An 11,654-nucleotide genomic window follows, 5' to 3' on the forward strand; every position below is an offset into this window, starting at 1 on the left:
GGAGTTAAGTTGAATGTATTCTGCTTCAACTTCGCGTTACGTGTTTGGTATGACTTTGAGCATACTTTCAACAGGGGCGTGGGCTGCATTGCAGACCACGCCTTTTCTTGCCATACAGAGCAGCCCTCAATATCATCAATTACAGGCAATGCCCTATGCCAATCCTCTTGCCAATAAAGGGGGATATATCACGACTTCGAGTATTGGGAGTTTTGATAATTTAAACAGCATGAATGGAAAAGGGCGTTCTGTTGAAGGTATCAATTATCTTTTTGATAGCTTGATGAGTTCATCTTTAGATGAACCGGGTGTGATGTATCCGTTGCTTGCCGAAAAGGTGACATTTGACCCGAAAAAAACTAATTTTGTTATTTTTCATTTAAACCCAAAAGCACGGTTTAGTGATGGTTCTGAACTCACTGCTGAAGACGTTAAATTTAGTTTTGATACTTTTCAGACCAAGTCAAATCCAGGTTTGCAAATGTATTTAGCGGATTTAGACAAAACAGAAGTTTTATCTAAATATCAGGTGAGGATGAGTTTTAAATCTGGACATAATACTGATATGCCCATGATGTTGGCGCAAATGCCGATTTATTCCAAACGAGATTGGGAAAAAAAAGATTTTACTCAAATTACATTGCAGCCCATATTAGGCTCAGGCCCTTACACGATTGAGAAGATCGATGCTGGTAGGAGTATTCGCTACAAGCGCAATCCTAACTATTGGGGGCAGAACTTAGCTGTTAATCGTGGTCGGTATAATTTTAACCATCTGAAATATGTATATTACCGCAGTCCTGACATTGCCTTTGAAGGCTTTAAAGCGGGTCAATTTACGTTATATGAGGAAAAGACTGCACGTAATTGGGTGGGAGCGTACAATTTTCCTGCTTTTAAAGACGGTAAAATTGTCAAATATCGCTTTAAACATGAACGACCGATTCCCACAAAAAGTCTCGTATTTAATACCCGCCGTGCGCCATTTAGCGATATTCGCTTTCGACAAGCTTTAACCTATGCTTATGATTTTGAATGGCAAAATAGAGCGTTGTTTTATGGGCAGTATCAGCGTTTACAGAGTTATTTTAGTAATAGTGTGCTAGAAGCGAAGGGGAAACCCTCTATCCAAGAGTTGGATATTTTAAAACCGATGTTATCGCAACTTGATCCTATTCAAAGACAGGGGGTCTTATCCAATTGGCAATATCCCGTTTCTGATGGCAGTGGATTTAATCGAAAAAATCTGCTGCATGCACGCCAACTGTTATTGAATGCGGGTTATCTTTATCAAGACGGCCGATTGGTGGATGCAAAATCTCGGCCTGTGAAATTCGAAATCTTGATTCAGCAACAAGATTTGCAGCGAACCTTAATGCCATTTATACGAAATTTGAAACGTTTAGGTATTCAGGTGCTATTGCGACAAGTCGATGGACCGCAATACACCGAGCGGATGCGAAATATTGACTTTGATATGATCGTGGATGAAATGCCTCAATCGCTCACTCCAGCGGGTGAGCAAGCTCAACTTTGGGGCAGTCAAGCAGCTGACCAAGTGGGTAATTATAATTATGCAGGGATTAAAAATCCTGTAATAGATCAGCTCATTCAACAGGTGATCAATGCTCCAAATCGGGAAGAATTGAATATTCGTACGCGTGTTTTAGACCGCCTGCTCAGAGCGGGTTATTATCAAATCCCAATGTTTGGGCAAAGTGAAAACTGGTTTGCCTATTGGCATATGTATAAGCAGCCTTATGTCAAACCTAAACTTTCTGTTGGGATTGACTATTGGTGGAGTGATGTAGCTCAAACCAAGCACATAACACAATATCTACGGCAGCAATGAATACACCTGAATGACAAGGAATGTTAAAGCAACATGGGCACATATATTTTAAAAAGATTGCTGCTGATTATTCCAACATTGTTTTTCATTTTACTGATTAACTTTGTCGTGATTCAGATTGCACCGGGAGGACCTGTTGAACAAGCCATACAGCAAGCTGAGTCCTTTCAAGGTATGGGAAACACAGGTGGTGGTGAAACTGCGACGACAGGCAGTAAATACCAAGGTGCTAAAGGCCTCAGTGAAGAAATGGTGGCAAAAATCGAAGCGCAATATGGTTTCGATAAACCATTATTCGAACGTTTTTGGCTCATGTTAAAGGGCTATGTAACGCTAGATTTTGGTACCAGTTTTTTTAAAGATAAGCCTGTGACTCAGCTGCTTTGGGAAAAGCTGCCTGTATCCTTATCCCTTGGTTTATGGAGTACCTTGCTGATCTATATGGTGTCTATTCCATTAGGCATTAAAAAAGCCCGTCAACATGGTCTGTTATTTGATAAAAGTACGTCTATTTTATTGGCTATCGGCTACGCCATTCCTGCTTTTGCCTTTGCCATTTTACTCATTGTATTTTTTGCAGGTGGTTCATATTTTCAGTGGTTTCCTCTACAAGGTTTAGTTTCAGAGAATTTTGCTGAGTTAAGTGTATTTGGCAAAATTGCAGATTATTTTTGGCATATGGCGTTGCCTTTGTTTGCTATGGTAATTGGTGGTTTCGCTGGCTTAACTTATCTGACCAAATACTCTTTTATGGAAGAACTAAATAAGCAATATGTTCTTGCTGCTCGTTCTAAAGGTTTGACCGAATCACGTGTGCTGTATGGGCATGTATTTCGTAATGCAATGCTCATTGTCATTGCTGGTCTGCCAGAAGCCTTGATCGGCATCTTCTTTGTGGGAAATCTATTTATTGAAATTATTTTCAATTTAGATGGTCTGGGATTGTTGGGGTTTGAAGCCATCGTACAGCGCGATTATCCAGTCATTTTTGGCACCTTGTTTATTTTTACCTTGATGGGGCTGATCTTAAGATTAATCAGTGATGTCATGTATCAAATGATTGATCCACGAATTAATTTTGATTCGCAGGGGGCAAAATAATGTCTCCGATCATGCAAGCACGTTTTCAACGTTTTAAAGAAAATAAATTAGGCTTTACATGCTTTATCAGCTTTGCCTTGATTTTTATGTTGTCACTAGCTGTTGAGTTTATTGCCAATGATAAACCGCTCTTGGTTAAATACGATGATTCTTTATATGTGCCGGTACTAAAAAGTTATCCAGAAACCACTTTCGGTGGGGTATTTGAAACTGAGGCAGATTATAAAGATCCTGTAGTGCAGCAACTGATTGAAGAGAAAGGCTGGGCTGTGTGGCCACTGATTAAATTTTCCTATCAAACACCGAATTTAGAGCTGGCTGTACCTGTACCATCTGCCCCAACTGCACAAAATTGGCTTGGTACAGATGACCAAGGGTGTGATGTGCTCGCGCGTATTTTATATGGATTACGTGTGTCGCTCCTGTTTGGTTTTGCATTAACTTTTGCTTCAGCCATATTGGGCATCATCGTTGGGGCGATACAGGGCTATTATGGTGGGTGGATAGACCTCATTGGTCAACGGATTTTAGAAGTCTGGGGTGGACTACCGATGCTATTCATGGTGATGATTTTGGTCAGCATGTTTACGCCGAGTGTGTATTGGCTCTTTGTCATTATGCTGTTGTTTGGCTGGCCCACTTTAGTTGGCTTGGTTCGTGCGGAGTTTTTGCGGGCGCGTAATTTTGACTATGTACGTGCAGCACGGAGTCTTGGTGATACAGATAGCACCATTATGTTTCGGCATATCTTACCAAATGCGATGAGTTCCAGTCTTTCACAGCTACCTTTCATGCTTACGGCAAATATTACGGCACTCACAGCCTTAGATTTCTTAGGTTATGGCTTACCGCCTGATGCAGCGTCATTAGGTGAGTTATTGCTTCAAGGGAAAAATAATCTGAATGCACCATGGTTGGCCTTGTCGGGATTCTTTACCTTAGCGATCGTGCTGTCTTTATTGATTTACATTGGGGAGGCGACACGTGATGCATTCGATCCTAGACGTCAATAATCATCAAGTTAATGTACCTCCCATCGTATTAGCGGTTGAACATTTACATATTTCACATGCAGCACAGGTCTTGGTTGAAGACCTGAATTTTAAATTGCATGCAGGTGAAACGTTAGCCATTGTTGGAGAAAGCGGTTCAGGTAAATCGATTAGCAGCCTAGCTATACTCGGTTTGTTGCCAAGTGATCTGCAGGTCACAGGCAGCGTCAGCCTGAATGGACAAAATATTCTTGGACTGAGTCCTGAGCAGCACCGAAACATTCGTGGACAGAAAATTGCCATGATTTTTCAAGAGCCGATGACGGCCTTAAATCCCTTACATCGGGTGGAAAAGATTGTTGGTGAGTCACTGTTGTTACAGGGATGGTCGAAGGCAAAAGCTCGGCAGCGGGTTATAGAATTATTAAATGATGTGGGTATTCCTGATGCTGAAGATAAATTAAGACGCTATCCACATGAGTTATCAGGCGGGCAGCGTCAACGTGTCATGATTGCCATGGCATTGGCCTTAGATCCTGATATTTTAATCGCTGATGAGCCAACCACGGCTTTAGATGTCACATTGCAAGCGCAAATCTTAAATTTATTAAAGTCGCTACAACAGCAGCGTAATATGGCGATGATATTAATTAGCCATGACCTGAATTTGGTCAAGCGCTATGCAGAATATGTGATTGTGATGAATCGTGGGCAAGTGGTGGAGCAAGGTGGTGTTCAGGAAATTTTTGAGCAACCGAAGCAGGCGTATACCCAAAATTTATTAGACCATGATTTTGGTAAAGCAATACAGGTTTCGCAAACTCAAACACTTTTAGAATTACGCCAGTTAGGAGTGAAGTTCCCAGTCAAACAAGGCTTATTGAATCGCATTAAAAATTATGTCGTTGCGGTAGAAGCTTTGGATTTAACAATGGCTGAAGGTGAGTCGATCGGTATTGTTGGAGAGAGTGGTTCAGGGAAAAGCTCTTTAGCACTGGCTATTGCTCGGCTCATAGAAAGTGATGGCGAAATTATGTTAAATCAACACGCCATCAATCAACTTTCAGAAAAACAGCTCAGACCTTTACGTCGTGAATTTCAAATCGTCTTTCAAGATCCATTCAGTAGTTTAAATCCACGGCTCAATGTAGAGCAAACCATTGGCGAAGGTCTGGCCTTACAGCATTTATCTGCAAATGAAATTGTACAGCGTATAGATGAAGCTTTGCAGAAAGTCGAATTAGCAAGCTCATTCAAGCAGCGTTATCCACATGAGTTATCCGGTGGGCAACGGCAGAGAGTCGCCTTAGCACGTGCGTTGGTATTACGTCCTAAACTGCTGATTCTCGATGAACCCACATCGGCACTAGATCGGACGACACAAAAAGCCATCGTGAAGCTGCTACGGCGTTTGCAGCAAGAATTTAATATGAGTTATTTATTTATCAGTCATGATTTACACGTGGTCAAAGCCTTGTGCCAAAAAGTGTTGGTACTGCGACATGCCAAAGTCATGGAGTTTCAAGACACCGCAGATCTATTTGCGCGACCACAAACGGACTATACCCGTAAATTAATTGAAGCCAGCCAATACTAAAATCAAACTTATGGATATTTTGACAAGTGTCATTGTCAAAATATCCTTGACCTTTAGAAAATAATAATTAGAGTAAATACTCAGGACTTATTATTTCATTTTGGACATTGCCATGAGCCATTTAGCTGAAAGCTTTAAAATTCGTAATACCACATTTAAAAATCGCATCATTAAAGGTGCAATGAGTGAAGCATTGGCCAATACTGCAGGCCAACCCAATCACTTACATTTTGGATTATATGAAGCTTGGGCGAAGGGTGGTTTAGGCTGTGCCATAACCGGTAATGTCATGGTGGATTTTCGTGCTAAAAATGAGCCAGGGGTTGTTGTCGCTGAAACAGAGCGAGATTTGGCGCAGTTAACACAGTGGGCTGAGTTAGGTAAGAAGCACGGCATGGTGCAATTGGTTCAACTTTCACATCCGGGTCGTCAATGTCCTAAAGGTTTAAATAAGGAAACGGTTGCGCCGTCCGCTGTACCATTTAGTCCGATGTTAGCTACAACTTTTGGAACACCGCGCGAACTTCGTGAAGATGAAATTTTAGATATCATTCAGCGTTTTGCACGTGCTGCACACATTTGTGAAAAGGCAGGCTTCGAAGGCGTGCAATTGCATGGTGCGCATGGTTATTTAATTAGTCAGTTTTTGTCGCCATTGACCAATAAACGTCAAGATCAGTGGGGCGGCTCAAATGAAAACCGCATGCGTTTTTTGCTTGAAATCTATAAGGCAGTTCGTGCAGCGACGACAGATAATTTTATTATTTCGGTTAAACTGAATTCTGCTGATTTCCAACGCGGCGGAATTAGCGAAGCAGATGTGATTGAGGTCTTTAAGGCAATCGATGCCGCAGGGATTGATATGATTGAAATCTCGGGCGGTTCCTATGAAGCGCCAGCGATGGCGGGTGTTAAAGAAGAAAAACGTAAAGCCAGTACCATTGCTCGTGAAGCTTATTTCCTCGATTTTGCGGACAATATCCGTAAAGAAGTGAAATGCGCATTAATGGTTACCGGCGGGTTTAGAACCGTGCAAGGCATGAATGCTGCACTAGACAGTGGAGCTTGTGATTTTATTGGTATTGCACGTCCTTTCGCTGTAGAAGTCGATTTGGCTGATCGTTTATTGGCGGGGCAGGATGTTCGTTACGGTGTGGACAAAATTAAAACTGGCATACCGATGATTGATAAAATGGCGATTATGGAAATTATTTGGTATGCCGCTCAGTTTAAATCGATTGGTGAAGGCAAACAGCCAAATCCTAAACTTTCACCCTTAAAAGTGTTTTTTAAATATCTTAAAGGAAATTTAACAGCGGTCATTAAAGGGCAAGTCAATTCACGTAAGTCGGCTTAATTAATCATTGAATTATTAGAATCAGGGCAATCGGCATACATCCATGTTATGGTTGCCTTCATTCATATCAATATTGCTTACAATAAAAATGTCTAAAATTTTAATATTAATAGTCATTCTTTCGGGGCTCAGTTCTGCCCTCTATGCCCAGTCCGTATTTCAGACGGGAGATATTATTTTTCATATCTCAAAGTCACAACAAAGTTTAAGCATTCAAAAGGCCACACATTCGCCCTATAGTCACATGGGCATGATCGTAAATAAAAATAACCAAACCTGGGTGCTTGAAGCTATTCAACCTGTGCAATATACCGCTTTAAATCAATGGATCGCACGTGGGGAGAATGCTCACTATGTGGTGAAAAGGCTCAAACAACCCTTAAATGTGCAGCAGAAAACGAAGCTGGTGCAACATGCGGAAAAGTACTTGGGCAAACCCTATGATATTTATTTTGAATGGGATGATCGTGCAATTTACTGTTCTGAAATTGTTTGGAAAGCTTATCAGCATGCTTTAGGAATCGAACTTTCTCCATTACAACAACTGAAACAATTTGATTTAAAACAATATGAAGTGCAGCGCCTAATGCGGCAGCGCTATGGTCAAAATATTCCGCTAAATGAGCAGGTGATTGCCCCTAAGGCCATTTATGATTCAAAACTTTTAAAAGAAATATTTAGAAATTAAGGCAATAAAAAAGCCCAAGTCGCAATGCTTGAGCTTTTTAATGAGTGGTTAAAACCAACTCGAATATGGCGTCCCTACGGGGATTCGAACCCCGGTTACCGCCGTGAAAGGGCGATGTCCTAGGCCTCTAGACGATAGGGACAGTACAGAAAGCAAATTTTAAAACTGTTTATTTCAGTCTAAGTTTTTAGACTAAATAATGGCGTCCCTACGGGGATTCGAACCCCGGTTACCGCCGTGAAAGGGCGATGTCCTAGGCCTCTAGACGATAGGGACTTAATAAAATGTACTTCTGAAAATTGGCGTCCCTACGGGGATTCGAACCCCGGTTACCGCCGTGAAAGGGCGATGTCCTAGGCCTCTAGACGATAGGGACGTTTCAGAGGTGGGCGTATATTAGGGTGAAAATCGGGGGGTGTCAAACGCTTTTCTATAAATAAATTCAGTTTTTGTTGTTGAGTGCATAAAATTAAAACAATTTGCTAAAAATGTTTGAAAAATACATTATTTATGTCGGTTTTTTCAACACTTGTAAGATTGTAGCAATAACTTCTGGATGCGTTAAATATCCAGCAATATCGTGTGGGTGTTCAATCGATGTCTGAATTTGCTGGTTGATAATGGCGGGTTGAAAATCAAATGGTGCCTGACTCAGTGGAAAAGCGCTGAGAAAATCATCATGTGAATAAAAGTTTAACCAATCGCCTGAAATTGCATCAGGCCGCTGTAAAGGCTGAGGTAAGTGGGCTTGGATGACACGAAAAGCCAAAGGTGAGCCCAAGGTGATAAAGCGCTGTATATTGAGTTCAGGATGTAACAGTAAAAAATGATACGCAATCACGCTACCTAATGAATGTGCAATCAAAAGGGTGGGTTTCGTTTGATGTAATTGCTCATGCAGACGAGTGTGAACTGCCTGAATAAAGTGTGGATTGGATAAATAGAGATAAGTTTCGACCAAAAATTTATGCAAAAGTGTGGCATGTAATTTTGGGAAATAATTCATTAAAACTGCAAAATCGCGTAGGGCAAGATCTTTGCCGAGTGCGGTGATCGATTTGAATGACTGGCTCAATCCAATAGCATCATTGAGGGTGATGTCAGGTAGATTATTTTGTACAGCATGATGCTCAAGTACTTTTGGTGATTTTTCTGGGAGTTCAGTGCGATGGATAAACGGAAAATGTGGCCACGTTTGAGGTGTCAAGGTGCTGGCTTGAAGCATATTCTGCAAATGATAACGCGTGAGTAAGTCTCCATAAAAAGGCATGCGCATATGGTGCTGTATATACGATAAAAAAGTCTCTTGATGGCTTTGCTTTAAGCCTTGAGACAACAGTGCAAGCCAATGCTGTTCAAGCGAACGTGCAGTTTGTTGCTGTTGATTCATGCCATGGATAAAGATGATCTGCATATTGCACATCATCGACGGACCAGTTTTTATTCTACTTTTATTAAAATATAGCCATAAAAAAAGAGCAACCGAAGTTACTCTTTTATCGTGTTTTGTATGACAACGCAGATCAATCTTTGTTGTGATACAAGGTGTAGTAGCTGATATAACACGCCACAATGAAGATCATACAGCAGATAAAGCCAGTCAACATTTCTGGGTCAAATACCATACTAATACAGGTAATCAGACAGAATACAAAACCGAGTATCGGCACGATTGGGAAGAGTGGTGCAGCAAAAGCTAAATCTTTTGCAGTTTTGCCTTCTTTATACCACTGACGACGGAAGTTAAATTGGCTTAAACAAATACTCATCCACACCACCACCATGGTAAATGCCGCAACACCTAACAAGTTTTTGAAGATGGTTTCTGGTGCAAATTGCTCAGAAAGTAAGCCCGGCATACCACCGATCATGGTCACAATTACTGCAACATAAGGAGTACCACGTGAGTTCACTTTAGAGAACACTGCAGGTAATTGCTTACTATAGGACAATGACCACATCATTCGAGATGCAGCAAATAAACCAGAGTTTGCAGCAGAAAGTAGCGCTGTGATAATCACAAAGCGGATGATGTCTTCTGCATAAGGAATACCAATGTGCTGGAATACCGTTACGAAAGGTGAACTACTTACACCTTCGGCAGATAAGCCGGCCTCTTGGTGTGGTAATAGTGCAGTAATAACAACAATGGTACCCACAAAGAAAATCAATAAGCGGAAAATCGCCGTGTTAATGGCTTTAGGCACATTTTTCGCTGGATCTTTGGTTTCACCCGCAGCAACACCAATCAGTTCAGTACCTGAGAATGCAAAGTTAACAATCAACATTGTAGCGAAGATTGGGAACAAACCTTCAGGGAACCAGCCTTGTGCAGTGAGGTTGCTAAACAGCGGTGCAGCTTCATAGCCTTGATAGCCTAAAACACCAAAAATGGCCAATAGACCTAAAATAATAAAGGCTACAACGGTAATCACTTTGACTAAGGCTAGCCAAAATTCAGATTCAGCAAACCATTTAGTTGAAATCATATTCAAGCAGAATACAAAAGCACCAAAGATTAAGGTCCACATCCACATAGAGCTGTCTGGGAACCATTCCTGCATTAAAAGTGCAGCAGCAGTAAATTCAGTTCCTAGCGTTACTGACCATGTCAGCCAATACAGCCAAGTGATGGTATAACCCGTACCCGGTCCGATATAGCGTTTAGCATAAGCGCCAAATGAACCAGATTCTGGCATATGTACCGCGAGCTCGCCTAAGCAAAGCATCACCATATAGGCGATAATACCGCCTAAAAAATACGAAATAATGGCACCTACAGGCCCCGTTTGTGCAATGACTTCACCCGAACCAAGAAATAAACCAGTACCGATTGCGCCGCCAAGCGAAATCATCACCAGATGTCGAGTACTCATAGCGCGTTTTAACGGCGCAGAATTGCCCTGATGCGAAGCATCATTCGGAGAATGTGATGACTGCATAGAGAAAAAGGAGAATCAAATAATGAAGCGAGTAATTGTAGAGAAGAATGCAATGATGATGCAATCAATTAATATAAATTATAGATAAATAAACTTTAAGTTTGTCAGAGCTGACAGAAGAATTGGCGTCCCTACGGGGATTCGAACCCCGGTTACCGCCGTGAAAGGGCGATGTCCTAGGCCTCTAGACGATAGGGACGTTTTGAGGTGGGTGTATAGTACATAGCCCATCTATATTTGTCAAAATAGAGTTTCATTGTTATATTCTAAATGTATATAAATGAAACAAAAACAGAATTTTTTTAATGAAAAATAATTTTAATGAGTTTATTTCTGGAATTTTATTTGAAATCAATCAATTTAATGTGGGCAAAGTCCATGAAAGATTCTATATAGTTTTATTGAATTATTTGCATTGGTTTGAAATTTATACAAATAATTTTTCTTCGTATATTAGTAAATCAGAGTTTGAAAGAATTATTGATGAACTTTTATTTAGGGATTTAGATGGGGAAAGTAGAATTACGTATAATCACCTTAAATCTTTAGATAATTCTCATTATTTTTTAGATATCCAGAGCTTTTTTAAATTATATTTAATCTTAAAGGTTCGAAGATATCAGTTGTCTAGTGATGATGTAGAACTTGAAAAATTAGAAAAAAAATTGGATGTATGTTTTGAGCCAATGTTGTGGAGTAAAGACAAACAAGATTTATTGGTTATTAATCGTGATTTTCCTGAATTTAAAAAACAGATGAATTCAAGTCGGGTGCTTTTGCCACTTTCATTAATAGTTTTTAACTTTACTTTTGTTGAATTAATATCTAATACAAGTTTGAGAGTATCTATCCAAATATTTCTAGCAATAGTAGCTGCGTGTCTTTTAGCTAATGTTTCTAAGGGGGCAAAATCCGAAAAGGACTCATTAGAGTTGAAAGTATGGGATTATATCTTGGTGTTGAGCGAGGATAAAAACTCATTGACGAAAAGCAGTTGAACTATTTCCTTAAATTATAATTTGTACAGTGGTTTTTGTGGATTAAACTGCTCCCACAAATCATTTTTGAATTTATATGGAAACCCTAATTTTTCTCTCATAGGGAAGAGAAATAGTTTTATAAAAA

Annotated in this window: 9 protein-coding genes and 4 tRNA genes; 7 read left to right on the forward strand and 6 right to left on the reverse strand. The window is 40.4% G+C overall.

Annotated elements, in window-relative coordinates; translation table 11 throughout:
* The first annotated feature begins 13 nt into the window (after positions 1-13).
* The 6 genes from FTU29_RS10655 to FTU29_RS10680 all read left to right on the forward strand — a co-directional run bounded on the left by FTU29_RS10655 (position 14) and on the right by FTU29_RS10680 (position 7,587).
* Positions 14-1,852, forward strand: a complete 1,839-nt coding sequence (locus FTU29_RS10655) for an extracellular solute-binding protein (protein ID WP_180121772.1) — start codon at positions 14-16, stop codon at positions 1,850-1,852.
* Between the two features lie 33 nt (positions 1,853-1,885).
* Positions 1,886-2,953, forward strand: a complete 1,068-nt coding sequence (locus FTU29_RS10660) for a microcin C ABC transporter permease YejB (protein ID WP_078192926.1) — start codon at positions 1,886-1,888, stop codon at positions 2,951-2,953.
* Positions 2,953-3,966, forward strand: coding sequence for an ABC transporter permease (locus FTU29_RS10665; RefSeq protein ID WP_180121774.1), 1,014 nt, complete (start codon positions 2,953-2,955; stop codon positions 3,964-3,966). The genes FTU29_RS10660 and FTU29_RS10665 overlap by 1 nt, the downstream gene beginning before the upstream one ends.
* Positions 3,941-5,542 carry an ABC transporter ATP-binding protein gene (locus FTU29_RS10670; protein WP_180121829.1) on the forward strand — a complete coding sequence of 534 codons (1,602 nt, stop codon included), beginning with the start codon at positions 3,941-3,943 and terminating at the stop codon, positions 5,540-5,542. Before FTU29_RS10665 ends, FTU29_RS10670 begins: the two co-directional genes overlap by 26 nt.
* A 112-nt stretch (positions 5,543-5,654) precedes the next feature.
* Positions 5,655-6,899 (forward strand): NADH:flavin oxidoreductase/NADH oxidase family protein, encoded by a 1,245-nt coding sequence (locus FTU29_RS10675; RefSeq protein ID WP_180121776.1) that lies wholly within the window; start codon positions 5,655-5,657, stop codon positions 6,897-6,899.
* Between the two features lie 88 nt (positions 6,900-6,987).
* A complete protein-coding gene (locus FTU29_RS10680; RefSeq protein ID WP_180121778.1) occupies positions 6,988-7,587 on the forward strand; it encodes a YiiX family permuted papain-like enzyme in 600 nt (199 codons plus the stop codon).
* Between the two features lie 66 nt (positions 7,588-7,653).
* Here FTU29_RS10680 and FTU29_RS10685 read toward each other — a convergent pair.
* The 6 genes from FTU29_RS10685 to FTU29_RS10710 all read right to left on the reverse strand — a co-directional run bounded on the left by FTU29_RS10685 (position 7,654) and on the right by FTU29_RS10710 (position 10,728).
* Positions 7,654-7,729: transfer RNA gene (locus FTU29_RS10685), tRNA-Glu, on the reverse strand.
* Positions 7,730-7,787: 58 nt separating this feature from the next.
* A tRNA-Glu gene (locus tag FTU29_RS10690) sits at positions 7,788-7,863 on the reverse strand.
* A gap of 24 nt (positions 7,864-7,887) precedes the next feature.
* Positions 7,888-7,963: transfer RNA gene (locus FTU29_RS10695), tRNA-Glu, on the reverse strand.
* Positions 7,964-8,095: 132 nt separating this feature from the next.
* Entirely contained in the window at positions 8,096-9,001 is a 906-nt protein-coding gene (locus FTU29_RS10700) for an alpha/beta fold hydrolase (RefSeq protein ID WP_111885776.1), read from the reverse strand.
* A 109-nt stretch (positions 9,002-9,110) separates the two neighbouring features.
* Positions 9,111-10,529, reverse strand: a complete 1,419-nt coding sequence (locus tag FTU29_RS10705) for an amino acid permease (protein ID WP_180024170.1) — start codon at positions 10,527-10,529, stop codon at positions 9,111-9,113.
* Between the two features lie 123 nt (positions 10,530-10,652).
* A tRNA-Glu gene (locus tag FTU29_RS10710) sits at positions 10,653-10,728 on the reverse strand.
* A 106-nt stretch (positions 10,729-10,834) separates the two neighbouring features.
* Here FTU29_RS10710 and FTU29_RS10715 point away from each other — a divergent pair.
* Complete coding sequence (locus tag FTU29_RS10715; RefSeq protein WP_180121779.1) at positions 10,835-11,527, forward strand: hypothetical protein; 693 nt, start codon at positions 10,835-10,837, stop codon at positions 11,525-11,527.
* The last annotated feature ends 127 nt before the right edge of the window (positions 11,528-11,654 follow it).

Origin of the sequence: Acinetobacter sp. YH12086 (assembly GCF_013419345.1) — a bacterium.
Lineage (GTDB): Bacteria > Pseudomonadota > Gammaproteobacteria > Pseudomonadales > Moraxellaceae > Acinetobacter > Acinetobacter amyesii.

Coding starts and splice junctions, on each gene's coding strand:
- FTU29_RS10655 (WP_180121772.1), top strand. CDS start 14: ATGTATTCTGCTTCAACTTCGCGTTACGTGTTTGGTATGACTTTGAGC.
- FTU29_RS10660 (WP_078192926.1), top strand. CDS start 1,886: ATGGGCACATATATTTTAAAAAGATTGCTGCTGATTATTCCAACATTG.
- FTU29_RS10665 (WP_180121774.1), top strand. CDS start 2,953: ATGTCTCCGATCATGCAAGCACGTTTTCAACGTTTTAAAGAAAATAAA.
- FTU29_RS10670 (WP_180121829.1), top strand. CDS start 3,941: ATGCATTCGATCCTAGACGTCAATAATCATCAAGTTAATGTACCTCCC.
- FTU29_RS10675 (WP_180121776.1), top strand. CDS start 5,655: ATGAGCCATTTAGCTGAAAGCTTTAAAATTCGTAATACCACATTTAAA.
- FTU29_RS10680 (WP_180121778.1), top strand. CDS start 6,988: ATGTCTAAAATTTTAATATTAATAGTCATTCTTTCGGGGCTCAGTTCT.
- FTU29_RS10700 (WP_111885776.1), bottom strand. CDS start 9,001: ATGCAGATCATCTTTATCCATGGCATGAATCAACAGCAACAAACTGCA.
- FTU29_RS10705 (WP_180024170.1), bottom strand. CDS start 10,529: ATGCAGTCATCACATTCTCCGAATGATGCTTCGCATCAGGGCAATTCT.
- FTU29_RS10715 (WP_180121779.1), top strand. CDS start 10,835: ATGAAAAATAATTTTAATGAGTTTATTTCTGGAATTTTATTTGAAATC.